The following is a 24,634-nucleotide window of genomic DNA, read 5'->3' as shown; positions in this document are numbered from 1 at the left end:
CCGCTAGGTGAATAACAGCCGATTGTACCCCAGCCCGAGCGACGACCGCAGCGTCATCCAGCCATACCCCATCGATCGTCTATACTCAAGTCAGCCCCTATTGTTGAGAGGGAGTGATCGTCTCATGGCTCGCCTTCCGCGCTTTGTGTTACCCGGTTTTCCGCAGCACGTCATCCAACGTGGCAACAATCACCAAGCCATCTTGCGCGATGAGGAGGATTATTGGTTCCTGTGGGGACGGCTGCGCGATGCGGCAGCCAAGTTCCAATGCGAGATCCACGCCTATGTGCTGATGCCAGACCACTTTCATCTGCTGCTCACACCCTGGCAGCAGGATGGTATCGGCAAACTGATGCAGTACACGGGCCGATACTTCGTGCAACACGTCAACGGCCGCTATCAGCGCAAGGGGACCCTGTGGGAAGGGCGCTACCGAGCGACCTTGCTCGACCCCCAAGCATGCTTATTGCCAGTCAGCCGTTACATCGAGACTAATGCAGTGCGTACTGAGCTGGTCAGCACGGCGGAGGATTACGACTGGTCAAGCTATGCGGCCAATGCATTGGGGGTCGAGGACGAGTTGGCCATCCCGCATCCGGTCTACCGGGCGCTTGGTGACAATTTGTCGCAACAACAGCAGGCCTACCGCGCGCTGTTCGAATATCCGCTTAGCCAGAAGCTGGTCGATCGCATCAGGGCCGCGACCAACAAGGCCTGGGTACTCGGTGATGAGCGCTTCTGCCAGGCCATCGAGGATAAACTCAATCGCCGGGCTAAACCTCGGCCTCGCGGCGGTGACCGCCGCTCGGCTGCCTACCGGCGTGCACTGGAGCAGCCGGCGACTTTACACTAGGCGGCCCTGTCGCCGTGCTAGCCGCTTGAGAGAAGTCCATGTCGAAGATCCACGTCGCCCGCCCGCATCACCTTGGACTTGAGGCAGCGCGCGCCGAGGTTGAGCGGATCGCCGCCCGCGTCCGCGACGAGTATGGCGCGGACTATCACTGGCACGGCGATGTGCTGCACTTCAAACGTTCCGGCCTCTCGGGCCAGATCGCCGTCGCGGAGGACGGCATGGACCTCAGCATTCAACTGGGCCTGCTGTTGAGCGCGATGCGGGGGCAGATCGAAGCGCGCCTCACGCGCAAGATCGATGAGGTGCTCGCGCGCTACTGAAGCCCAAGCCAGCCGCAACCGCCGAGCGCTCATCCAGCCTCAAGCCAGGTTTCGTCAGTGCTAACAGCGTCATGGAAAACCATGAGCCGCTGTCGAGAAATCTGATCGATCGCCCTGACTGAAAAGCGCTTTTCGACAGGACTCGTCTTGTTTTTCTGCGTCATCCAGCCTATCCTCTCTAGTCATAGGGGGAAAGCTGGCGCGGGGGACGGCGTCTGTTCGCAGGCGCCGGCGCCAGTATGTTTTCGAGTAGCAGGCTTATACCAGGCATCGAGGCAACGCGATGAGCACGCAAGAAGACAGCCGGTCTTGGGGGGCCGATCCAAAGCCAGTCATCGATCGTCGTCAGTTCCTTGGCGCCCTAGGCGGCGCAACCGCTGCGTTGCTGCTTGGCACCACCATGCCGAGCGAGGCTGCGCTCAGACCAACGCTCCAGAGCCAAGTCATCCGACTCGTCAAGCGTCAGCGCGAGGAAGGGATCATCCGCGCCGATGAGAGAACAGCCTGGTCGGTGTACGACTTCACAGGCGCCAAGAAGCTGGTCTCCATCAACGAAGAGGTGCCACACCAGGCGGCCAGCATGCTCAAGCCCTTCGTTGCGCAGGCCTTCTTCTACAGCATGCAGGAACAGGGCTCTAAGCTGCGCTATACCGCGGCAATCCGCAACAGCATGGAAGCGATGATCCGCGATAGCAGCAATACCGCCACCACCGAGATCATGCAAATCGTGAGTCGGTACAACGGCGGCAACGGACCTAAGGATGTGGAACGCGTGCTCAAGCGGCATGCACCCGGCGTGTTCCAGCAGACCAGCATCGTCGAGTACATCCCGGCGAACGGACGCACCTATCGCAATCTGGCCTCAGCGCACGACTACAGCCGCTTCCTCTGGGCGCTTTGGCATGACCGCATGCCTTATGCCAATGAGATCCGGCGCATCATGGGACTCCCCAACCACAATCGCATCACGCGCAGGGTGAGCAACATCCCATCGACGGTGCGCCTTTACCATAAGTCGGGTTCAACCGCCATGCTCTGCGGAGCGATGGGGATCGTCGAGAGCAAGGACCGGCGTGGTCGTCAGCGCGCTTATACCTTCATCGGCATCATCCAGAAAAGCCAGCGCACCAACCACTACAGCACTTGGATTACCAATCGCAGCAACGCCATCCGCGCGGTATCAGGGCTGGTCTACGATTACATGCGCGAGCAGCATCAGCTCGTCTGATCCTCGGCATCGGCGCCTGTCAGCGCGCTACCGCGAGCACACTACAGCTCACGCAGGCCCAACACATCCTGCATGTCGAACTGACCGCGTTCGTGCTCGGCGATCCAACGCGCGGCCCGGCAGGCGCCACGCGCAAAGGTCATGCGATTGGTCGCCTTATGGGCAATCTCCACCCGCTCTCCATCAGCGGCGAACCAGACGCTATGCTCGCCAACGGTATCCCCGGCGCGGATGGTCTCAAACCCGATGGTCTGTCGCTGACGCGGACCGGTCTGGCCCTGGCGCCCGTAGACGGCGACCTCCCCGAGGTTTCGACCAAGCGCATCCGCGATCACCTCACCCATGCGCAGTGCGGTTCCAGAGGGCGCATCGACCTTATGCCGGTGATGGGCCTCGATGATCTCGATATCGACATCCTCGCCCATCACGCGCGCAGCGAGGTCGAGCAGCTTAAAGCAGAGATTCACCCCGACACTCATGTTCGGAGCCACCACCACAGCGGTATCAATGGCCGCTTCGCTAATGGTCTCACGCTGCTCAGGGGTGAGCCCGGTGGTGCCGATGACCATGCGGCAGCGCGCATCGCGGCAAAGCTCGACGTGATGCATGGTCGCCCATGGCGTGGTGAAGTCGATCAGGACATCGAAATCCGCCAGCACCTCATCCAGATCAGGGCGGATCGGGGCGCCAATAGGCCCGATTCCGGCCAGTTCTCCGGCGTCAACCCCCACCAGGGCACTATCCGACTGCTCGGTGGCCGCGGTGACACGGAGGCCTTCGGTCGCCTGCACAGCGCTGACCAGAGTCCGCCCCATTCGGCCGCCGGCGCCGGCGACGGCTACACGAATCGATTCCATGCGTCTTCTCCCGGGCTAGAGGCCCATCTTTTCGAAAAAGTGCTTAACGCCGTCGAGCCAGGAGCTTGACTGTGGACTATGGTGCTTGCCACCCGCGGCCACACTGTCTTCAAACTCACGCAAGAGCTCCTTCTGACGCTCGGTGAGGTTGACTGGCGTTTCGACGATCACACGGCACAGCAGATCACCCACCGGGCCACCACGCACGGGCTTCACACCCTTGCCGCGCATCCGGAACAGCTTACCGGCCTGGGTGCCAGCGGGTACCTTGAGCACCACCTTGCCGTTCAGGGTCGGCACCTCGAGTTCACCACCGAGGGCCGCGGTCACGAAGCTGATCGGCACCTCGCAGAACAGATGGCTCTCCTCCCGCTTGAAGATGGGATGATCTTCAACCACGACCTGCACATACAGATCACCTGGCACACCACCATGCTCGCTGACCTCGCCCTCCCCGGCCAGGCGAATGCGATCGCCGGTATCAACGCCGGCAGGCACTTTGACGGAGAGCGTCTTTTCCTCTTTCAGCCGGCCAGCACCGCGACAGTGTCGACAGGCCTCTTCGACCACCTTGCCGGTACCGCGACACCCCGGACAGGTCTGCTGGATGGAGAAGAAGCCCTGCTGCATCCGCACTTGACCAGCACCGCGACAGGTCGGGCATTCCTTCGGGCGCGTACCCGGCTTGGCGCCACTCCCGCCACAGTGATGACATTCGACGGTGGTTGGGATACGAATCTTGACATCCTTGCCGGCAACCGCCTCTTCGAGTGTCAGCCCAAGGTCATAGCGTAGATCCGCGCCACGAGCGGTGCGACGACCACCGCCACGGCCGCCAAAGATGTCACCAAAGACATCGCCGAAGATGTCAGAGAAGCCGCCACCCGCGAAGTCGCCAGGGCCGCTCCCGAAGCCACCCTGGCCGCTCACGCCGGCATGCCCAAACTGGTCATAGGCGCTGCGTTTGCGGGCATCGGTCAACACATCGTGCGCCTCCTTGGCCTCTTTGAACTTGGCCAAGGCATCGGCGTCATCCGGGTTTCGATCCGGATGATATTTCATGGCAAGACGCCGAAACGCCTTCTTGATGTCCTGCTCACTGGCATTTCGGCTCAAGCCGAGGACGTCGTAGTAATCGCGCTGGGACATTCGCGTAATCGGTCAGTCGTTGGAAAAGTGATCAGAGCCAGGTCATCGAAAACGAAACGGCGCGTAGGCCTGCGCCCACGCGCCGTAGCTCGGCCTGAGCGCAGGCGTTCGGGATGTCGAACGGCGCTTAGTGCTTGTCGTCCTTGACCTCTTCGAATTCAGCATCGACGACGTCGCCGGCCTCGGCCTTGGCGCTCGCGCCAGCCGAAGCGGCCTCACCGGACGCACCACCTTGATCCTGCGAGTAGAGGCGCTCGGCCATCTTACCGGAGGCCTCACCTAGGGCCTTGGTCAAGGACTCGATCTTATCCTTGTCCTCGCCCTTCATCGCCTCCTCAAGCTCCTTGATGGTGCTCTCGATGCGATCCTTCTCGCCGGCCTCGAGCTTGTCGTCGCCGAGCTGCTCCATCGATTTCTGCGTCGCATGGATCATCGAGTCGGCCTGATTACGCGCGCTCACCAGCTCGTGGAACTTGCGGTCGTCCTCGGCATGCGCCTCGGCATCCTTGACCATGCGCTCGACCTCGTCATCCGAGAGCCCTGAGCTGGCCTTGATGACGATCGACTGCTCTTTGCCGGTGGCCTTGTCCTTAGCATGCACATTCAGGATACCGTTGGCGTCGATATCGAACTTGACCTCGATCTGCGGCACGCCGCGTGGAGCTGGCGGAATATCCGAGAGATCGAAGCGCCCGAGCGACTTGTTATCGGCAGCCCGCTCACGCTCGCCCTGCAGCACATGCACAGTGACAGCGGTCTGATGATCATCGGCGGTCGAGAACACCTGGTTCGCCGAGGTCGGGATGGTGGTGTTCTTCTCGATCAACTTGGTCATGATACCGCCCAGCGTCTCGATGCCGAGCGACAGCGGGGTGACGTCGAGCAACAGCACGTCCTTGACGCCACCACCTAGCACGCCGCCCTGGATCGCAGCACCCACGGCCACCGCTTCGTCCGGATTCACATCCTTGCGTGGCGCTTTGCCGAAGAACTCCTCGACCTTGGCCTGCACCTTGGGCATGCGCGTCTGGCCGCCAACCAGGATCACCTCGTTGATGTCGCCGGCACCAATGCCGGCGTCTTTCAGTGCCGTGCGGCAAGGCCCGATGGTGCGATCAACCAAGTCCTCGACCAGTGACTCCAGCTTGGAGCGGGTCAGCTTGACATTGAGATGCTTCGGTCCCGTCTGATCCGCCGTGATGTAGGGCAGATTGATATCCGTCTGCTGACTCGAAGACAGCTCGATCTTAGCCTTCTCAGCGGCCTCTTTCAGGCGCTGCAGCGCGAGCGGATCATTGTGCAGATCGACGCCCTGCTCCTTCTTGAAGGTCTCGGCGAGGAAATCGATGATGCGCAGGTCAAAGTCTTCGCCGCCGAGGAAAGTATCACCATTGGTCGAGAGCACCTCGAACTGATGCTCGCCCTCGATCTCGGCGATCTCGATGATGGAGATATCGAAGGTGCCGCCACCGAGGTCGTAGACCGCGAGCTTTTGATCGCCGCGCTTCTTATCCATGCCATAGGCAAGCGAGGCCGCCGTCGGCTCGTTGATGATGCGCTTGACATCGAGACCGGCGATACGCCCGGCATCCTTGGTCGCCTGGCGCTGCGAGTCGTTGAAGTAGGCCGGCACGGTAATGACCGCTTCGGTGACCTTCTCTCCGAGGTAGTCCTCGGCGGTCTTCTTCATCTTCTGCAGGATCTTCGCCGAGATCTCCGGCGGGGCCATCTTCTTGCCGTTAGCCTCGACCCAAGCATCGCCGTTGTCAGCCTTGACGATCTTGTACGGCACCATGTCCTTGTCCTTGCCGACCACCTGATCTTCGAAGCGCCGTCCGATCAGGCGCTTGATCGCGAACAGGGTGTTGGCCGGATTGGTGACCGCCTGGCGCTTAGCCGACTGCCCCACCAGAACCTCACCATCGCTGTTGAAGGCGACGATACTGGGGGTGGTGCGATCACCCTCGGCATTCTCGATCACCTTTGGCTTGTCGCCCTCCATGACGGCGACGCAAGAATTGGTTGTACCAAGATCGATACCAATGATCTTTCCCATGGTCTGTCTCCACTAAAACTTTGTGTTGCTATTCGTTGTCGATTGGATTGCCCTAGCCAACCGCCGATTGGCGAAGGAATTGGGGCAAAACCCTGTGATTCTCAAGCGTTCTCGATGGCCGGCTGGCGTCTTGGCCAGGACAACCGAGACGCCCGTTGATATCGCGCAATCAGGCGGCCTGTGACACCATCACGAGCGCCGGGCGGACCAATCGACCATTGAGCAAGTAGCCACTTTGGACCACATTCACCACGGTGTTCGGCGGCACGTCGGAACGCGGCTGCATCGACATCGCCTGGTGATACTCGGGGTTGAACGGCTCACCCTCGGGATCAATGCGCTCGACGCCAAACTTGGTCATCACATCGCGCAGTAGCTTGAGGGTCAGCTCGGTCCCTTCACGCAGCTTCGAGACATCCGCATCCGGTGCCGCGGCCGCAGCCTGACCAAGCTCGAGACTGTCGCGCACCTGCAGCAGCTCCTTGACGAAGCCCTCAAGGGCGAATTTATGCGCATTCTCAAGCTCTTTCGCTTGCCTTCGCGACATATTCTCCATCTCGGCGCGCAGCCGCAGAGCCTGATTGTGAGCCTCATCGGCCTTCGCCCGCGCATCCTCCAGGAGCATACTCAGCTCAGCCGGGTCCTGCGCGGAGGTCGAGGCCTCAGTGTCATCGAATGCATCCGAATCCTCAGTCGCATCATTCAGGTCGGCGTCGATGTGAACATCCACATCATAGGACAACGACACTGACTCCGATCCTTGCGTTTGCCCTGGCGCGCCTGGCTGCTGCTCTTCGTACTCCTTCGTCATCTCATACCTCCCACCAGACCGGGGTGCGAGCCGCAAGCGCCTCGCCGACCCTAGAGACCTGGCCTCTGCGATGGATTGTTGATGAGTTCTCAGCGCTCAACGACCACGCAGGGCTGCTGCCAGCAGCTTTGCTGTCACGTCGACCACTGGAATCACCTGTTGATAGTTCATGCGCGTCGGGCCAATAACACCCAACACGCCCAACACCTGATCCTCGACCCGGTAGGTGGCGGTCACCACGCTACAGTCGTCGAGCAATTCGTAGCCAGACTCTTCTCCAATGAAGATCTGCACCCCTTCAGCCTCGATGCAGCGGTCAAGCAGATCCAGAATCTGTCGCTTTTCGTTAAAGGCGTCAAACAGCGCCTTGAGCCGCTCCATGCTGGAGAGCTCGGTAAATCCCATCAGGTTGGTCTGGCCCGCAATCATCACATCATCCTTGTGCTCTGCGGCCTCGACGACGCGCTGCGCCATCATCACCGCCCGCATCATCTGCTCATCCATGTGCGCATGCGTTTGTTTCAGATCAGCCATCAGCTGGCGACGCACCTCGCGCATCTCATGACCATTGAACAGGCGCGTCAAAAAATTCGACGCCTGCTCCAACTGCGAGGCCGATAATGGCTGCTCGGTCTCGAGGATGCGGTTGTGCACCTCACCATCACCGGTGACCAAGATCGCTAATACACGCCGGCCCGAGAGCTGCACGAACTCGATCTGCCGGAACACCTCGCGCTCATGCCGCGGCACCATCACCAGGCCCGCCAAGTGGGTCACCCCTGACAGGGCTTGCGACGCCGTCTGGATCAGGGTAACCGTATCCGTGCTGCGCGAGAACTGCTCGCGCAGCATCGAGACATCGGCCTCTGTCAGCGGTGCGACTTTGAGCAGACTATCGATGAATAATCGATAGCCCGATGCCGTTGGCACCCGCCCGGCAGAGGTATGAGGCGATGACACCAGCCCCAAGTCCTCGAGATCCGACATCACGTTGCGCACCGTTGCCGGACTCAGATCAAGGCCGGTGTCGCGCGCTAGGGTCCGCGAGCCGACGGGCTGACCGTCACGAATATGGCGCTCGACGAGGACCTTTAGGAAGTGCAGCGCGCGCTCACTGACTTGGCCCTCCGCAAAGCGGCTACTAGCTCGAGAGTCCATTGACACGCGATTTTCACTCACTGGAAGCTGAACGAAACCTATCGGATCTCGGAAAACCCATCAGAATCTCGGACAAGAAATCGGCTGTTAGCACTCTAACCAAACGAGTGCTAACACGGCCAATCTAAGGTGCCGGCGGAGCGATGTCAAGAACCTCCGCATTGGCGCGCGCGATGCCGCATGCTAACGTTGGCGTTATTGCTTACTCGCCGCGATCCGCGCCATTCGCGACTGTTCGCGACTAGCCCGCTTCTTCTTCTGTCCTCGCCTGCTCAGGGTCGCTCGCCATCCATGGCCTGGTTTCAGAACGTCGGCATCATCGCCAAACAGCATGACGATGCGCGCGTTGCCGCAACGGTCGGCCGCGCCATCAACCTGCTCAGCGCCCAGGGGGTGCGGACGCATGTCGAACAGGACACCGCCACTTTGCTGCAGCGTGCCGATGGGGTCAGCATCGATCGTATCGGCGAGCGCTGCGACCTGGTGCTGGTCGTCGGCGGCGACGGCACCTTCCTGCACGCCGCCCGCGTGCTGGCAGAGCACGATGTGGCCCTCGTCGGCATCAACCTTGGACGCCTTGGATTTTTGGTCGATATCCTGCCCGATGAGATCGAGCCACGCCTGGAGCAGATCCTGAGTGGCGCCTACGACGCCGACACCCGTATCCTACTGGACGCCCGAATCGGCGACCAGACGGCACCCGAGCGCGCACTCAATGATGTGGTGATCCACAAATGGAACTCGGTTCGCATGATCGAGTTCGAGACCTATGTCGATGGGCAGTTCGTCAACGCCCAGCGTTCCGACGGACTCATCGTCGCCACCCCGACCGGCTCCACCGCCTATGCCCTCTCTGGCGGCGGCCCGCTGTTGAACCCGCGGCTTGACGCCCTGCTGCTGGTCCCAATCTGCCCGCACACCCTGAGTAATCGACCCCTGGTGGTGCCAGGCGGCAGCCGCATCGAGATCCGCATCTGCAACCTGGAGCCAGAGCAGGTGCGCCTGACCTGCGACGGACAGGTCGACCTGCCCCTAGAGACCGGCAGCGCGATCCAGATCGAGCGAAGCCCGCGCCGGGTGCGTCTACTGCACCCGCGTGATCACGACCACTACCGCATCCTGCGCGCCAAGCTCGGCTGGGGCGGCCACACCCACTCGAACACGCCGTGCTGATTCAGATCACCGTCCAAGACCTCGTCATCCTCAGCCAGCTTGAGCTTGAGCTGGCATCGGGGATGACCGCGCTCACTGGCGAGACCGGAGCCGGCAAGTCGATTCTGATCGACGCACTGGGCCTGACCCTGGGCGACAAGGCCGATGCGAGCATGATCCGCAGCGGCTGCGAGCGCGCCGAGATCAGCGCCAGCTTCGACGTCTCCGGCAATTCGGCCGCTCGCGACTGGCTCGCCGAGCAGGCGCTCGACGACGACAACGACTGCCTGATTCGGCGTGTGCTGGCGCGCAATGGACGGGCGCGCGCCTTCATCAATGGCCGTGCCGCAAGCAGTGCACAGCTGCGCGCGCTCGGCGAGCTGCTGGTCGATATCCATGGACAGCATGCCCATCAATCACTGCTGCGCCCAGCGGCCCAGCGCAGCCTGCTCGATGGTTATGCCGATCATCCAGCACTCACCACGGAGGTCGCCGCGCAGTATCGGCAATATCGGGATCTTGATCAGCGTTGGAAGACACTGGAGGCGGCCCGGTCCGAGCGCGAGGAACGCCTCGAGCTGCTGCGCTTTCAGCTCGAGGAGCTTGACGCCCTAGCGCTAGGCGAGCATGAGCTTGATGCGCTGGATGCCGAGCAGCGTCGGCTTGCCAACCAGGGCCAGCTACAGCAGTCCGCAGCAAGCCTGGTCGAGCTACTCTATGAGGGCGACCCATCACTGCGTGATAGCCTGGGCCGCGCCAGCGCCGACCTCAACAGCCTGAGCGCAATCGACCCCAATCTGGTTGAGACGCGCGAACTGATCGACGCGGCAACCGTGCAGATTGAAGAGGCAGCCGCCAATCTTCGACACTATCTCGAAGGTCTCGAGATGGACCCGGCACGCCTTGGCATCGTCGAGCAGCGCATCGGCCGCATCCAGGATCTCGCGCGCAAATATCGCATCACGCCCGAGCAGCTGATCAGCTTCACCGCTGAGCGGCGCGACGAGCTGGAGCACTTGGAGCAGGCCGACCAATCACTCGACGCGCTCGCCGCTGAGCGCGAGCAGGCCCGTGGAGTCTTGCTCGAGCGTGCTGAGGCGCTGAGTGCGGCGCGGCATGAGGCAGCGGCTCGCCTCGGCGCCACAGTGACCGCTGCGATGCAGGATCTCGGCATGACCGGCGGCCACTTTCAGGTTGAGATCAAGACGGGCAAGGCCGAGTCAATCAATGCCCAGGGGCTCGACAGCATTGCCTTCTTGGTCAGCGCTAACCCTGGACAACCGCTGCAGCCCTTGGCCAAGGTCGCCTCCGGCGGTGAGCTTTCACGCATCAGCCTGGCGATTCAGGTTGCGACGGCCGAGATCGGTGGCATTCCAACCCTAGTCTTCGACGAGGTCGATGTCGGCATCGGCGGTGGCGTTGCCGAGATCGTCGGGCGGCTCCTGCGCCGCCTCGGTGAACGCCGGCAGGTGCTCTGCGTCACCCATCTAGCCCAGGTCGCAGCGCAGGCGCATCAGCATCTGCGCGTGAAGAAGTTCACGAAAGCGACACAAACCTTCACCGAGATCAGCCCACTCGATACCGAGCAGCGCGTCGACGAGGTCGCACGCATGCTCGGCGGCACCGAGATCACCACAACCAGCCGCGCCCACGCGGCTGAGATGCTAGGTCTCCGGTGATCCACCTCAAGCTTGAACAAAAGCGCACTCCCCACAGCGACCTTCTCCAAAGGCGCTCGACAGCAGGCATATGGCCTGCTTTTGCAGCGCTTCAGCCTGTCCGCTCATCCGAGCCCGAATCACCCGCAGTCTCCTCCGCCGAGGATGGCCCAGATTTGGGGGTGGGCTTACGGATGATCCCGGGTTGTGGCGCCGGCCCCTCGCCATCGCGAAACAGCCAGACGAAACCGCCGATCATTGCAATGAAGGCGAGTGCAAGGAAGATATTGGTCCAAAACATGTCGGCATCCAGGGCGATCTACCGCAATGGCGACCGCCTGTTTGGTTGAGTGTGAAGCGCAGAATCTGGAGCGCAGAATGTAAAGCGCGGCCGGTGCTTGAAGGGATTGCTCAGTATAGACGCTCGCCTCGGTCGACGCTCAATCCGCGACAACGATGCGATCACCGAGACGCATCCGCTGGTAGACGAACTTCGCGTCCTCGTGGCGCAACCGCACGCAGCCATGCGATTCGGGATGGCCGGTCACGTAGCCTTCATGGACGAAATACGGCCCCCTGAATTGCAGCGAATAGGGCATCGGTGTGGGTCGATCAAAGGCGTTGGTATAGCTGCCCGAACGCTTGTTGATCTGCTTCGACTGAACCTGGTAACGGCCCTTGGGCGTCGGGTGCGCAGGGGTTCCCGACGAGATCGGACCCGTCCACACCAATTGATCGTCCTCGAAGTAGTTGAAGCGCTGGGTCGCCAGACGGATATCCAGCTGCCGCTTCTCAGCACTGGCTAAGGCGGCGGGATCAGGCGGAAGCGGATTGACTTCCTGGGAGACCGGCGCTGTCGATTCCGCACCGAGATCGGCTGGCCCCTGGAGAGGCGCAGATTGAGCGCCGCCCGTAAGGCCCTCGTCGGACTCCGGCAGATTCGACGGCAAGGGCGGATAGGGCTGCGAGGCGCAGCCCGTCAGCAGCACAATCCCTAGCAAGGCCAAAAGAGCAAGGTAAGGCATCTGACGGTGGGGCATCGGAGTTATCTCGCGCAAGCCTGATCTGCAAGCACGAAGGTCTTGGGCGATGAGTGTCAGCATTGATTGACTATTATCAAACCGATTTGGTGCGGTTTTTCGATAATAACCCCATGCAGATGCCTGTCCAACATCCCAGCGAGCCGGCCAAAGCGCACAAGCGAGCGCGGCTGCGTCCAGCCAACCATGGCCGCCGCATCCTTCGCGAGAAGCGTACCATTAGGGCCATGCTCAGCATCTACTGCCAGGCCCACCACGCGGGCCAAGGCGCGACAAGTCAGCGCTGTGAGGAATGCGACCAGCTGCTGCACTATGCCCATCAACGCCTCGACAATTGCGTGTTCGGCGAGTTGAAGCAACCCTGCAATCAGTGCAGCCTGCACTGCTACAGCAAAAGCCTGCGTCCACGGCTCATCGAGGTGATGCGCTACGCGGAGCCACGCATGGCCCTGCGCTATCCGCTGTTAGGCATCCTGCATCTGCTCGACAAACTGCGCGCCCGCTGACCGATCAGCCGATCGGCGATACCCCAAACAAGGTCTTGTGCGCCCAGAGCAAGAAGAACAGATAGAGCGCCAGCCCTGCGCCGAGCGCAATCCAATCGTTGAATCGGCCGGCGGGCGCTCCCGGTGCTGGAACCGGGGCGCGGCGCTTCAGGGAGATGCGATCCGCGACCGCCCACGCCAAAAAGCCGCCAAACAGCAGCAGGTCAGCCAAGGTGCCGTTTGCGAGAAGATGGGCCAAGGCCCAGATCTTGGTGGCCAGCAACATCGGATGTTTGCTCGTCTGCTGGATTCGCCCGGGCAGGTAGGCCGCCAACAACAGTACAAAGACAGGCACCATCAGCAACAGCGTGATGTGGCGCGTCCAGATCGGCGGTTGGTAGAAGACGACGGGATCAACCGCCAAGCGCGCCTGAGCGTAGCCGATCACAATGAGATAGAGGCCCAGCAGCGCGATCAGCCCGTAGATCGCCTTCCAGGCAACCGGGCCAAGCCGAGCCGCCATCTGATCGCGCCAATTAGCATCGATGATCGATACCGAATGCACGCCGAGAAACAGGATCAGTCCAAGAATCAACCAGAGCATAACTTGAGATCTCGCATCATTTCGAAGAGAGGCGCTCCAAGGCGCAAGGAACCTGAGAGCCGGAGTCAGTGCTAGAGTACCCTATTGAGGCCAATCACCCTGCCGACGCCCGCCGCGACCGATGCAAGGCGATAAACAGGAACCGCCGACCCATGACCGAGACTCCGATCACCTTGAATGAGCTAGACCAACTCCCGGAAGGGCTGCTCGAGCTCAACAGCGCCGAACTGATCTCAACGCTCGACGGACCGACGCTGATCCATCTTGACGGTGAGCGCAAGCCGTCCTTGTTCGTGTCAGTGCTGATGCACGGCAATGAGCCGGTCGGTTGGGACGCCGTGCGTCTGTGGCTTGGTCAATGTCTCGAGCGCCATGGCGAGCTGCGTCTTCCACGCGCCATGAGCCTGTTTATCGGCAATGTGCGCGCGGCGGCAGCGAATGCACGACATTTGCCCGATCAGCCGGATTTCAACCGGGTCTGGCCCGGCACTGACGAGCCTGCATCCGCCACCCGACAGCTCATGGCCGAGGTGGTCGCGCGGATGGCGCAGCGGGGCGTCTTCGCTAGCATCGACCTGCACAACAACACGGGGACCAATCCGCACTACGCCTGCGTCAACCGCATCGACAACCGCTACCTGCACCTGGCTCGATTGTTCTCGCGCACGGTGGTCTATTTCGTGCGGCCAACCGGCGTTCAATCACAGGCCATGGCTCAACTCTGCCCTGCGGTCACGCTGGAATGCGGGCGGGTCGGTGAACGACACGGGGTCGAGCACGCGAGAGCCTTTATCGATGCCTGCCTCCATCTATCAGAGCTGCCTGAGCATGCGCTACCGGCACAGGATATCGACCTCTTTCACACCGTCGCCCGGGTGACCATCCCAGAGCAGATTCGCTTCGGCTTTCCGCCGCATGAGGCCCAGTTGGTTCTTTCCCCGGAGCTCGAGCGATTCAACTTCCGCGAGCTTCCTGCCGGAACCGCCTTTGCACGGGTGCGCGAAGGTGGTCACCTCGAGGTGCGCGATGAGCATGGCCGCCTTGTCACCGACCACTACTTCGGCATCGAGGAAGGCGAGCTAAAACTGCGCGAGCCGGTAACACCTTCGATGCTGACGGCCGATGCAACCGTGATTCGCCAGGACTGCCTGTGCTACCTGATGGAACGCTACGACCAGCACCTGCCGGCGCGGCACTGACCTCGTCCTATTCGGCCACCACCGCCACCGGGCCATCAAGGTACTGCTCGCTGCCATGGCGGAGAAAGGCCGCCGCCCGATAGAGTCCGACCAGCGTCTTGGCATCTGTGATGGTGCCATTGAGACACCATTCGAGCACCTGATCGAGCGCGGCCCAATGCACCTCGATCACCTCATCAGCCCCATGCCCGAGATCGACCTCGCTCAAGCCACGGGCCAAGAAGAGATGGATGACCTCGGCAAACACGCCCGGTGAGCTATGCAGGTGGCCGAGCGAATCCCAGGTCGCCGCGACCAGCCCAGCCTCCTCGGCAAGCTCGCGCTCGGCAGTGACCGCTGGGCCTTCGCCGGGATCGAGCTTGCCAGCGGGCAGCTCCCACAGCCAGCCCCCGGCAACATGGCGATACTGTCGCAGCAGACAGACGCGGCGGCGATCGTCGATCGCGACCGCGGCCGCTCCGCCAGGGTGGCGGATGACTTCAAGATCGACACGACGACCGTTCGGTAGGCGCACTCGCTCAATGCCTACGTCGATAATCTTGCCCTGAAACATCCGGCGTCGGGTGACCTCAGCCGTGTCATCGATCGGTGCATCAACGCTCAATATCTGAACCTAGAAGCAGAACAACCAAGCCTACAGAATATTACCAGGAGCCCCATGAGGCAAAGGCCGAAGGCAAAAGCCGGCAATCCAGCGACCAAACGACAATGCCGGGCCACAACCTATCAGCAAGACCGGCGGCCACGGTAACGCTACTGTCATCGCATGGACATAGAATGCGCCGCATCAAACCGGATTGAACGTCACGGGACACTGCTTATGCCAACCGTCATGATCGTCGATGACGAACCCGATATCCGAGAAGTGATGCGTTTTGCGCTTGAGGAGGCTGGCTTCCGGGTGCTTGAGGCCGGCCATGCCGATGATGCGCGCAAGCTGCTCACCGAAGGGCCTGGCCTGGTGCTGCTTGATTGGATGCTGCCTGGACGTTCCGGGCTCGAGCTCGCCGCGCAGCTCAAACAGAGCCCAAAGTCGCGCAACATTCCGATCATTATGGTCAGCGCACGCGGGGAGGAGGAGGACCGGGTCAAGGGACTGGATACCGGCGCTGACGACTACATCACCAAGCCCTTCTCGCCGCGCGAGATGGTGGCACGGGTGAACGCGGTCTTGCGCCGCAGCAAGCCAGACGAGATCAGCGATCAAACCGAGATCGGTGGACTGATGATCGACAATATCAGCCATCGCGTCAGCGCCAATGGCATCGCTATCGAGATCGCCCCAACCGAGTATCGGCTGCTGCATTTCTTCATGACACACGCTGACCGCGCCTTCAATCGCTCGCAGCTGCTCGATCAGGTCTGGGGCGACCAGGTCTATGTCGAGGAGCGCACGGTCGACGTCCATGTCCGCCGCCTACGTAAGGCGCTCGAGAAGACCGGTCACGAGCATCTGCTGCAAACAGTTCGCGGGGTTGGTTACCGCTTTTCGGACAAGTGAAGGCCATGCGCTCATGAGAAACAGCACAGCCTTCGAGCTCGGACTGGTCATCGTTGGCGGCCTTGGTTCCGCCCTGCTCATCGGCCTTGGCCTCGGCTGGGCCGAGTCACTGCTGATCGGGCTCTGTGTGCTGCTCGCCAGGCATGCCTGGAACCTGTTTCGATTGGCGCGTCTGATTCGACGTCAACATCGCCTCGTGCCACCTTTCCCTAGCGGAATCTGGGGCGACATCTATCGCGCCATCGGCCAATACCAGCAGCGTGGCCGCAAAGGGCGTAAGCGCCAGCTCCGCTTCTTTCGCCGCTTTCGCGAAGCAGCCAACTCCGTACCTGACGCCTTAGTGGTCTTGGACAAGAGCCGCCGCATCGAATGGGCTAATCCGGCCGCGCAGGTGCTCATGGACGTGCATTGGCCGCCTGACGACGGCAAACAGCTGTCCGAGGTCTTCGACCATCCGGAACTCGCCAGCTACATCGTCGCTGGCGAGTACGCCCGGCCACTCGAAGTCGCGCCCACCCATAACCGCTCCATCATGCTCAGCATCCGCGTCGCGCCCTTCGGCGAGCGCAAGAAACAGCGTTTGGTGGTCGGCCGCGATATCACCAAGGTGTTCCATCTGAATCTGATCCGGCGCGACTTCGTCGCTAATGCCTCGCATGAGCTGCGCACGCCACTGACCGTGATCACCGGTTTCTTGGAGACCCTAGCCGATTCCGCCCAGACGCCAGCGGGCCATCGCCGGCCACTCAATCGGATGCAACACCAGGCCGAGCGCATGCGCAGCATCATCGAAGACCTGCTGACCCTCTCGCGGTTAGAGATGGACGAGCAGGCTGTCGAGGTTGGCCCGGTGGATGTGCCCTGCGAGCTGGAGCAGATCGTTGCCGATGCCTCCGCACTCAGCAGTGGTCGGCACCAGTTCCAGATCGAGATCGATAGCGACCTGATGTTGATCGGAAAGGACTCGGAGCTGCGCAGCGCGTTCTCCAACATCCTGTTCAATGCCGTCAAGCACACACCGCCGGGCAGCCAGATCCAGCTGAGCTGGGCGCAAACGGCGAGCGGGCCGGTGTTCCGGGTCACCGACAACGGCCCCGGCATCGCGCCAAAGCACATCCCAAGGCTCACCGAGCGCTTCTACCGGGTGGACAAGGCACGCTCACGGGAGTCGGGCGGCACCGGACTCGGGCTCGCCATCGTGAAGCACGTCCTGAGCCGGCATGAAGCAAGGCTCGCGGTTGCCAGTGAACCTGGCCAGGGCACCAGCTTCAGTTGCCATTTTCCGCCAGCGAGCACACTGAGTGCAATCCAGCTTGAACGTCAGCGCCAGCAAGCGCACCAGACCAGCAGCCTTGCCGCGACCCAGCCTTCGGTTTGAGCACACCTTCCGTTTGAGCCCGGTTGAGCCTGGGACGCTATCTGACGTCCGCCGGGCGCTGCTCCGGGGTCAGGGTCTTGATGGACAGCGCATGCAGCTCGCCAGAGGCGATCTGCGCCTTCACCGTATCCATCACCAGCCGCTGCTTCTTGATTGGGGTCAGACCAACAAAGGCATCGCTGACGACGATCGCCTCGAAATGACTCCCGTCGCCCCTGACCTCGACCTCCGCCCCCGGGAGGCCACTGCGGATCAATTGAGCTACTGCTTCGATTTCCATGGTCTTGACTACTCGCTTGTCGATGGGCCATCAGGGCCCAGTACTAAGGGTGTCGGCTATGTTGGGCTGCAAACGCCATCGCCCAAGAGCCGATCAGCCCTTGCGTCCATGACCCCAAGCGTCCATGAGCCAAGCCGAATCAGCCTTCGAGGCTTTCCATACGGATACGCACCACCTCACCCGAGGTCCCGTCGTAGGTCTCGATCCTTGCGATGGCGCGGTTCATCGCCGCCTCTTCGATGCGATGGGTGAGCAGGATCAGGGGCACCTTGATCTCGCCTTCAGCCGGCTCTTTCTGCTTGATTGCTTCGATACTGATGCCCTCCTCGCTCAAGATGCCAGCGATGGCAGCCATGACGCCGGGCCGATCCAGCGCGGTGATGCGGAGGTAATAGGCGGTCTCGACCGCCTCGATCGGCAGCACTGGGGTATCCGCCAGCTCATCGGGCTGGAAGGCCAGGTGTGGCACCCGATTGGTTGGATCAGTGGTCAGCGCTCGGACGAGGTCGACCACATCAGCCACCACTGCCGAGGCAGTCGGCAGCGCGCCGGCGCCGGCGCCATAGTACAGCGTCGGCCCCACCGCATCGCCCTTGACCAGTACCGCGTTCATCACCCCATCGACGTTCGCGATCAGTCGCCGGTGCGGGATCAGCGTCGGATGCACGCGCATCTCGATACCCGCCGTGGTGCGACGGGTGATCCCGAGATGCTTGATGCGATAGCCGAGCTCAGCGGCAAAGGCGACATCCTGCGGCTCGATCTTTGCGATACCCTCGGTAAAGGTCTTGTCGAACTGCAGCGGGATACCGAAGGCCAGTGAGCTCAGGATGGTCAGTTTGTGCGCCGCGTCGATGCCTTCGATATCAAAGGTCGGGTCCGCCTCCGCGTAACCGAGCCGCTGCGCCTCGGCCAGCACATCGGCGAACTCGCGGCCCTTATCGCGCATCTCGGTAAGAATGAAGTTGCCGGTACCGTTGATGATGCCGGCAATCCACTCGATCCGGTTCGCGGCCAAGCCCTCGCGGACGGCCTTGATGATCGGGATCCCACCGGCGACGGCGGCCTCGAACGCGACCATAACGCCCTGCGTCTGAGCTGCGGCGAAGATCTCATTCCCGTGCGTGGCGATCAGCGCCTTGTTGGCGGTAACCACATGCTTGCCGTTGTCGATCGCCTTCAGCACCAACTCGCGCGCGGGCGAATAGCCACCGATCAGCTCGATGACGATATCGACATCGGGATCATCGACCACCGCGAAGGCATCATCACTGATGCGCTCGATCTGCCCCAAACCCTTGATTCGCTCTGGATCGTACTGACGCGCGGCGGCATGGGTGATCCGAATCGCACGCCCGGCGCGGCGCGCAATCTCGTGGGCATTCCGCGTCAGCACGGTAACCGTGCCACCGCCAACGGTGCCCAATCCCAGCAGACCGATCTTGACCGGTTCCATAGGCTCTCCTCAGTGCTCTACGCTGAACGCGGCAATACCGCCGCGCATGATGGCTTTACCCTCAACCAGTACGGGCATCCTCGCGAAACATCTGCTTGATGCCACGCACCGCCTGACGGGTACGATGTTCGTTCTCGATCAGACTAAAGCGCACATGGTCATCGCCATAGTCGCCAAAACCAATGCCAGGCGAGACCGCAACCTTGGCATCACGCAGCAGCTTCTTCGAGAATTCCAGCGAGCCCATCTCCCGGTAAGGCTCGGGGATGCGCGCCCAAACGAACATCGTCGCCTTCGGGCGATCGACCGGCCAACCGGCCTCATTGAGCCCATCACAGAGGCAATCGCGGCGGCCCTGGTACATATCCCGGATCTCGGCCACGCAGTCTTGCGAGGACTCTAAGGCATGAATGGCCGCGACCTGGATCGGCGTGAAGGTGCCGTAGTCTAAATAAGACTTGATCCGCGCCAAGGCGGCGATCAGCTGCGGATTGCCGCACATAAAGCCAATGCGCCAGCCCGGCATGTTGTAGCTCTTGGACATCGAAAAGAACTCGACCGCGATATCTTTGGCCCCAGGCACCTGCAGGATCGAGGGGGCCTTGTAGCCGTCGAAGACGATGTCGGCATAGGCGATGTCGTGCAGCACCCAGATACCATGCTCGCGGGCGATCTCGACCACCTGCTCAAAGAAAGGGAGCTCTACGCACTGAGTAGTTGGGTTGCCGGGGAAGTTGAGCACCAGCATCTTCGGTCGCGGCCAGGAGTCGAGAATGGCACGGCGCAGCTCGTCGAAGAAATCGACCTCGGGGGTCAACTGGACATGGCGCACATCGGCGCCCGCGATGATGAAGCCGTAAGGATGGATTGGATAGGCCGGGTTCGGCACCAATACAGTGTCACCAGCGCCCATGGTCGCCAGCGCCAGATGCGCCAGGCCCTCTTTAGAGCCGATGGTGACAATCGCCTCGCTGTCCGGGTCCAGTTCGACATCAAAGCGATCCAGATACCAGCGCGAGATCGCGCGGCGCAGCCGCGGGATGCCACGCGAGACCGAGTAGCGATGGGTGTCGCGTCGCTGCGAGGCCTCAACCAGCTTGTCGACGATGTGCCGCGGCGTCGGCTGATCTGGATTGCCCATGCCGAAGTCGATGATGTCCTCACCTCGTGCTCGGGCCGCAGCCTTCAACTCGTTGACGATATTGAAGACGTAGGGGGGAAGCCGCTCGATGCGGCGGAAACTCGGCTGCGGGGCGACCACGGGAACCTCGATGGCATAGTGAGGGTTAATCGAGAGAGTGTACCGCCGACCCGCTTGGATCAAAAGCGGATGGCGTGCAACCTCCTTGTGCCTTGACCTGTTCCGAGGGCGGAGTGGACCCATCTTCAGGGTTTGATGGACCTGCAAGCGATGGACCTGCAAGGCCCGTCTTGAGTTGATCGCGCTCAACCTTAGGTTAGCGCGAGTTTAACGAGTAAAATACTCAGAGATAAAGTGAGCGTTCGGTGCCAAGCCAGGCCCGAGGGCCCCATCCGGAGTCAGCATGGCGTTACGCATCAAGAGTCACTGGTGGAACGACGAGCAACAACGCTCGCTCAGCGAGATCGGCGGGGCTCTCGCCTTTATCGGCTGGCGCATCGCGGTCGACAAGGCCATCTCATTACACTGCGAGCGCTTCGTCTATCGCGACGACGCCCAGCGCCTTGAGGTGATCCAGGAATATCTCGTCTTCCTGATCCAGATTGCCGACCGCCTCAGCCACGATCTCCTCGACGACGCACAACGCCGAGACCTAATCACGGCCTTCGCGAAAAAGCTCGTCGAGCATGTGCAAGATAACAGCCAGGATCTGCTCGGTCCCGGCGACTATGGCTCGCCCTTCCTGAGCCGACTCAACGCGCGCTCTGAGGAGTACGCCGAGTTCCAGCTCGACGACGAGGGACCGACCTACCCCTTCCTGCGCCACCTCGGCTTCGAGATCCAACAACTGATGGGGCGCGAGGAGGAAAATCGCTGGATCATCGATCAGGTGATGGACAAGGACGGCTGGGATGCCTACAAGCGTTTCGCCAAGGCCTTTCGCGACCTGTTCGAATAATCGGCACCGGCTCGCGGCTGATTCGCCCTCGGGCATTTACGCTTATCGCGAGGGCGGCAGATGGCCTTCGCTTGCTCTACAAAGGCAGCAAACCATCATGGTCCTGGATTTCGCTCAGCTCTGCGACCTCATCGAGATCACACCATCAACAGCTCCATCTCAGCCAGCCCGAGTCAGCACCGACGCATCTGCACAGGCATCCACAACTGCAGCCATACAGGCAACCGCAGCCGCACCGGCAACCGAGGCAAGACCCCGCCAGGCCAGGCGTGCCGAGTTTACCGGGGTCAACACCCTCGCCCTCGCCGGGCCCACCGAGCTCTGTTTCGCCGAGCACGCGGATCAGGCCGAAGCGGTCAGCAGCAGCCATGCCGGTGCCGTCATCGTTCCGCCTGACTTCCCGGCCGTCGAAGGCCCCGAACTGCTGCGAACCGAGCGGCCCCGGGAGCGTTTCTTCCGTGTCGCCGAGCAGTTTGTTCCGCGACCTAGCACCCCGAGCATCCACCCCAGCGCCGTCATCGAGGCGAGTGCCAAGCTCGCCGATGGGGTCTCGGTCGGCCCCAATGCCGTGGTCGGCGCCGATGTCTGCATCGGCCCCCGCTCGGTGATCGGCGCCGGCAGCGTGATTGAGCGCAACGTCCGCATTGGCGCCGACTGTCTTCTCGAGGCCAATGTCAGCATCCAGCGCGACTGCAGGGTTGGCGACCGCTGTATTCTGCACTCAGGCGTGGTGATCGGCGGCGAGGGTTTCGGCTTTGTCTGGGACGGCAGCGCCCATCGCAAGGTGCCACAACTCGGGCGCGTCGTCCTTGAAGAGGATGTCGACATCGGCTGCAACAGCTGCGTGGATCGCGCCACGCTCGGCGAGACCCGCATCCGCCGGGGTACCAAGATCGACAATCTGGTTCAAATTGCCCACAACACCGACATCGGCGCCCATGTCATCCTGGTCAGCCAATCTGGTGTCGCCGGCAGCAGCCGCCTCGGCACTGGCACTGTCGTCGCCGGCCAGGTTGCCATCTCTGATCATCTTGAGATCGGCGCTGGCGCCCGCATCGGCGGGCAAGCAGGCGTCACCAAAGACGTCGCTGCCGGGGCCAGCGTCTTCGGCACCCCAGCCCGACCGATGAAGCAGACCCTGCGAGAGCTTGCCGCCCTCGCGCAACTCCCTGCGCTGATCAAGGCCCTCAAGGGCTGGCGCGCCGAGCTGACCGAGCTGAAACAGCGGATATCCGAGCTGGAGAAGGCTGAGCGCAAACCCTGACCATAAAAAAACCCCGCCAGGGGCGGGGGAACACGACAAGGAGTCAGAGAGCCTGATTGAAGCTCCCCAGACTTCGAGAGTCGCTCGAACACAAAGTTCGCGCCCGAGGCAGGATCAACACCAGATGAAAATTAGGGGATTCCCCCTCCGCGCCAACACTCGAACTCGACATCTAGGCTTACATCTAGATGTAAATTTAGATATAAATCGAGATATAAATCTAGATGTGAAAGCGCCAACTTTGTGCTATCGTCAAACCGTTAATGGAGAGGTCTCAACGCGCCGCCGCACCACCCCTTCCGCGGTATCGGCCCGAAAAGGATTCATCCGTAGATGACACCTCAGCTACCGCTCTTCGCACATGCCAGTAACGGCCGTTGAACCGGCGCTGCTGGACGCAGCAAGAAACGCTCGAGGACCCAAGGCCACTCCAGAATCAATCCGGTGTCTTGGTGCTGAGCGCGCTAAACGCCCAACCTCGCGCCCTGAATTCCATCATCCTCCGTGATGAGTCGTTCCGTTTTATCGATGTTCCCCTAGGAGCCCAAGCCCAACCGCTGAGCGATCCCTTCGCCAGAACAGGGCTAGGCGACCACTGCGACGTCTCGCGGCAGCGAGCCAACGCACCCTGGTCCCATGCAATGAGGTAGTGAATGAGCGTTAGAATTTCTGGAGACTTTCTTGCGTTGGACAATCGCATCAAACGCCTGATCAATCAGCAGGCACAGGCGATTCAAGCCAGCTTCCCTGGCCGCGACTACGAGATCGGGGCACGTATCGCCGAAGAGTTCGACCAGCTCAACGGTCACCGAGTCCGCTTCGAGCTGGTCGTCACCTCGCCCGAACGGCAGCAAATCATTGTCCGTGAGGCCCAAAAGAAGGCCGAGGAATCGATCAAGTCCGCATTCTCGAGCCTGAAGTCGAAGTTACGCCGACTCGGCGCGCGCCGACCTCAGCAGGCAGCCTCCCCCCCGGCCTCACTGCCCGCCGCAAGCACCTAAGGCCGCCCGCTGCCAGAGCCGCCGCCGCCGAGGTGCTGTTTGTCACCGACTGAAACACACCCCAGTTTGTGTTTGGGCAGCGTCTACCTGCCTCATTCCCAACCACTCCTATCCTAACCACTCTTGCAGGAGACCCAGGATGAAGATTGGAATCATCGGCGGCACCGGCTTCGTCGGCAGCTACATCATCGATGCCTTGTTGCAGGCAGACCATGAGCTGCGCGTGTTGACTCGGCCTGGCAGCGAGCACAAGCTCAATGCACAGCCCAACTGTACGGCGGTGCCCGGCGATGTCGCCAACGAGGCCGACATTCGCGACTGCCTGAGCGGCACCGAGGCCGTGATCTATTTGATTGGCATCTTGCGTGAGCTGCCGCAGCAAGGCATCACCTTTGACGCCATGCAGCGACGCGGCGCCGAACGCAGCATCGCGGTGGCCGAGGAGCTTGGGGTCCAGCGTTTCTTATTGATGAGCGCGAATGGCATTGATGCTGCTCAGCCAGAGGATCAGACCCCTTATCAGACCACGAAGCTGGCCGCCGAAGACCGACTCAAGCAGTCAACCCTGCGGTGGACCATCTTCCGCCCCTCGGTGATCTTCGGCCCGCCGCGGGGCCGCATGGAGTTCTGCACCCAGCTGAAGGCCGAGTTGATCGATAGCCCAGTGCCTGCGCCACTATTCTTCGCCGGCCTCTCTCTGCTCGACGCAGGCGGCTTCCGACTCGCCCCGGTGCATGTCGAAGATGTTGCCAACGCCTTCGCCACCGCCCTGACACGCGAAGACACCATCGGTCAGACCTATGCACTCTGCGGACCCGACAGCCCAAGCTGGAAGGAGATTCTGAAAGCCTTGGCGACCGCCAGCGGTAAGTCGAAGCTGATGTTGCCAGCGCCTGCGCTGGTGCTCGAGCCGGTCGCCGCCCTGCTTGGCCGTTTCAGCTGGTTCCCGGTCACCCGCGATCAGCTTCGCATGTTGCTGGCCGGGAATACCTGCAGCGACGATGGGCTAGCGCGACTTGGAATCGCCGGACGCGCATTCGACCAGAACAGTCTGAGCTATCTGGCCAGCCCATAGCGATGCGCTC

Annotated in this window: 25 protein-coding genes; 13 read left to right on the top strand and 12 right to left on the bottom strand. The window is 61.7% G+C overall.

The genetic code is table 11. The features are described from left to right. Positions 1–124 precede the first annotated feature (124 nt). The 3 genes from VBE63_RS04760 to VBE63_RS04750 all read left to right on the top strand — a co-directional run bounded on the left by VBE63_RS04760 (position 125) and on the right by VBE63_RS04750 (position 2,401). Positions 125–853: a transposase gene (locus VBE63_RS04760; RefSeq protein ID WP_323681850.1), complete on the top strand. Its 729-nt coding sequence runs from the start codon at positions 125–127 to the stop codon at positions 851–853. Positions 854–891: 38 nt separating this feature from the next. Continuing rightward, entirely contained in the window at positions 892–1,173 is a 282-nt protein-coding gene (locus VBE63_RS04755) for a polyhydroxyalkanoic acid system family protein (RefSeq protein WP_323681849.1), read from the top strand. A gap of 283 nt (positions 1,174–1,456) precedes the next feature. Further along, positions 1,457–2,401 (top strand): serine hydrolase, encoded by a 945-nt coding sequence (locus VBE63_RS04750; RefSeq protein ID WP_323681848.1) that lies wholly within the window; start codon positions 1,457–1,459, stop codon positions 2,399–2,401. A 41-nt stretch (positions 2,402–2,442) separates the two neighbouring features. On the opposite strand, the gene dapB is transcribed toward VBE63_RS04750, so the two are convergent. The 5 genes from dapB to hrcA all read right to left on the bottom strand — a co-directional run bounded on the left by dapB (position 2,443) and on the right by hrcA (position 8,432). Further along, positions 2,443–3,258 (bottom strand): 4-hydroxy-tetrahydrodipicolinate reductase, encoded by an 816-nt coding sequence (dapB, locus tag VBE63_RS04745; RefSeq protein WP_323681847.1) that lies wholly within the window; start codon positions 3,256–3,258, stop codon positions 2,443–2,445. Positions 3,259–3,273: 15 nt separating this feature from the next. Next, a complete protein-coding gene (gene dnaJ / locus VBE63_RS04740; RefSeq protein ID WP_323681846.1) occupies positions 3,274–4,407 on the bottom strand; it encodes a molecular chaperone DnaJ in 1,134 nt (377 codons plus the stop codon). A 127-nt stretch (positions 4,408–4,534) separates the two neighbouring features. Continuing rightward, the gene (dnaK, locus tag VBE63_RS04735) at positions 4,535–6,463 is read right to left on the bottom strand and encodes a molecular chaperone DnaK (RefSeq protein ID WP_323681845.1); all 1,929 of its coding nucleotides are present in this window, start codon (positions 6,461–6,463) and stop codon (positions 4,535–4,537) included. Between the two features lie 169 nt (positions 6,464–6,632). Beyond that, positions 6,633–7,274, bottom strand: coding sequence for a nucleotide exchange factor GrpE (gene grpE / locus VBE63_RS04730; protein WP_323681844.1), 642 nt, complete (start codon positions 7,272–7,274; stop codon positions 6,633–6,635). Positions 7,275–7,370: 96 nt separating this feature from the next. Then, complete coding sequence (gene hrcA / locus VBE63_RS04725) at positions 7,371–8,432, bottom strand: heat-inducible transcriptional repressor HrcA (protein WP_323681886.1); 1,062 nt, start codon at positions 8,430–8,432, stop codon at positions 7,371–7,373. A 291-nt stretch (positions 8,433–8,723) separates the two neighbouring features. Between hrcA and VBE63_RS04720 the strand changes: the two genes are divergently transcribed. Together VBE63_RS04720 and recN are read left to right on the top strand one after the other, a co-directional pair. After that, positions 8,724–9,605, top strand: coding sequence for an NAD(+) kinase (locus tag VBE63_RS04720; protein WP_323681843.1), 882 nt, complete (start codon positions 8,724–8,726; stop codon positions 9,603–9,605). Then, positions 9,599–11,263, top strand: coding sequence for a DNA repair protein RecN (gene recN / locus VBE63_RS04715; RefSeq protein WP_323681842.1), 1,665 nt, complete (start codon positions 9,599–9,601; stop codon positions 11,261–11,263). Before VBE63_RS04720 ends, recN begins: the two co-directional genes overlap by 7 nt. A 91-nt stretch (positions 11,264–11,354) precedes the next feature. On the opposite strand, the gene VBE63_RS04710 is transcribed toward recN, so the two are convergent. Both VBE63_RS04710 and VBE63_RS04705 read right to left on the bottom strand, forming a co-directional pair. Beyond that, complete coding sequence (locus VBE63_RS04710) at positions 11,355–11,543, bottom strand: hypothetical protein (RefSeq protein ID WP_323681841.1); 189 nt, start codon at positions 11,541–11,543, stop codon at positions 11,355–11,357. Positions 11,544–11,682: 139 nt separating this feature from the next. Continuing rightward, the gene (locus tag VBE63_RS04705; protein WP_323681840.1) at positions 11,683–12,282 is read right to left on the bottom strand and encodes a L,D-transpeptidase; all 600 of its coding nucleotides are present in this window, start codon (positions 12,280–12,282) and stop codon (positions 11,683–11,685) included. Between the two features lie 113 nt (positions 12,283–12,395). Between VBE63_RS04705 and VBE63_RS04700 the strand changes: the two genes are divergently transcribed. Then, the gene (locus VBE63_RS04700; protein ID WP_323681839.1) at positions 12,396–12,788 is read left to right on the top strand and encodes a nitrous oxide-stimulated promoter family protein; all 393 of its coding nucleotides are present in this window, start codon (positions 12,396–12,398) and stop codon (positions 12,786–12,788) included. 4 nt (positions 12,789–12,792) lie between these two features. Here the strand turns inward: VBE63_RS04700 and VBE63_RS04695 are convergent, their stop codons facing one another. Then, a complete protein-coding gene (locus tag VBE63_RS04695; protein ID WP_323681838.1) occupies positions 12,793–13,371 on the bottom strand; it encodes an NnrU family protein in 579 nt (192 codons plus the stop codon). A 152-nt stretch (positions 13,372–13,523) separates the two neighbouring features. Between VBE63_RS04695 and VBE63_RS04690 the strand changes: the two genes are divergently transcribed. Next, the gene (locus VBE63_RS04690) at positions 13,524–14,570 is read left to right on the top strand and encodes a M14 family metallopeptidase (protein WP_323681837.1); all 1,047 of its coding nucleotides are present in this window, start codon (positions 13,524–13,526) and stop codon (positions 14,568–14,570) included. Positions 14,571–14,577: 7 nt separating this feature from the next. Here the strand turns inward: VBE63_RS04690 and VBE63_RS04685 are convergent, their stop codons facing one another. After that, positions 14,578–15,123 carry an NUDIX hydrolase gene (locus VBE63_RS04685; protein ID WP_323681885.1) on the bottom strand — a complete coding sequence of 182 codons (546 nt, stop codon included), beginning with the start codon at positions 15,121–15,123 and terminating at the stop codon, positions 14,578–14,580. A 267-nt stretch (positions 15,124–15,390) separates the two neighbouring features. Between VBE63_RS04685 and phoB the strand changes: the two genes are divergently transcribed. Both phoB and phoR read left to right on the top strand, forming a co-directional pair. After that, complete coding sequence (phoB, locus tag VBE63_RS04680; RefSeq protein ID WP_323681836.1) at positions 15,391–16,071, top strand: phosphate regulon transcriptional regulator PhoB; 681 nt, start codon at positions 15,391–15,393, stop codon at positions 16,069–16,071. Positions 16,072–16,084: 13 nt separating this feature from the next. Then, positions 16,085–17,449 carry a phosphate regulon sensor histidine kinase PhoR gene (gene phoR, locus VBE63_RS04675; RefSeq protein ID WP_323681835.1) on the top strand — a complete coding sequence of 455 codons (1,365 nt, stop codon included), beginning with the start codon at positions 16,085–16,087 and terminating at the stop codon, positions 17,447–17,449. 37 nt (positions 17,450–17,486) lie between these two features. On the opposite strand, the gene VBE63_RS04670 is transcribed toward phoR, so the two are convergent. The 3 genes from VBE63_RS04670 to alaC form a co-directional block, all read right to left on the bottom strand. Next, positions 17,487–17,729, bottom strand: a complete 243-nt coding sequence (locus VBE63_RS04670; protein WP_323681834.1) for a BolA family protein — start codon at positions 17,727–17,729, stop codon at positions 17,487–17,489. Between the two features lie 139 nt (positions 17,730–17,868). After that, positions 17,869–19,185, bottom strand: a complete 1,317-nt coding sequence (locus VBE63_RS04665; protein WP_323681833.1) for a homoserine dehydrogenase — start codon at positions 19,183–19,185, stop codon at positions 17,869–17,871. A gap of 61 nt (positions 19,186–19,246) precedes the next feature. Further along, positions 19,247–20,446: an alanine transaminase gene (gene alaC / locus VBE63_RS04660; protein ID WP_323681832.1), complete on the bottom strand. Its 1,200-nt coding sequence runs from the start codon at positions 20,444–20,446 to the stop codon at positions 19,247–19,249. Between the two features lie 283 nt (positions 20,447–20,729). Here alaC and VBE63_RS04655 point away from each other — a divergent pair, with 283 nt between their 5' ends. The 4 genes from VBE63_RS04655 (at position 20,730) to VBE63_RS04640 (ending at position 24,624) form a co-directional block, all read left to right on the top strand. Further along, positions 20,730–21,284: a hypothetical protein gene (locus tag VBE63_RS04655; protein ID WP_323681831.1), complete on the top strand. Its 555-nt coding sequence runs from the start codon at positions 20,730–20,732 to the stop codon at positions 21,282–21,284. A 97-nt stretch (positions 21,285–21,381) separates the two neighbouring features. Next, positions 21,382–22,548, top strand: coding sequence for a UDP-3-O-(3-hydroxymyristoyl)glucosamine N-acyltransferase (lpxD, locus tag VBE63_RS04650; RefSeq protein WP_323681830.1), 1,167 nt, complete (start codon positions 21,382–21,384; stop codon positions 22,546–22,548). A gap of 653 nt (positions 22,549–23,201) precedes the next feature. After that, the gene (locus VBE63_RS04645; RefSeq protein ID WP_323681829.1) at positions 23,202–23,549 is read left to right on the top strand and encodes a Fis family transcriptional regulator; all 348 of its coding nucleotides are present in this window, start codon (positions 23,202–23,204) and stop codon (positions 23,547–23,549) included. A 139-nt stretch (positions 23,550–23,688) separates the two neighbouring features. After that, positions 23,689–24,624: an NAD(P)H-binding protein gene (locus tag VBE63_RS04640; protein ID WP_323681828.1), complete on the top strand. Its 936-nt coding sequence runs from the start codon at positions 23,689–23,691 to the stop codon at positions 24,622–24,624. Positions 24,625–24,634: the final 10 nt, after the last annotated feature.

The sequence above is a fragment of the Lamprobacter sp. genome, from assembly GCF_034860625.1.
Taxonomy (GTDB): domain Bacteria; phylum Pseudomonadota; class Gammaproteobacteria; order Chromatiales; family Chromatiaceae; genus Lamprobacter.
This window is presented reverse-complemented; position numbering and strand designations above follow the sequence as displayed.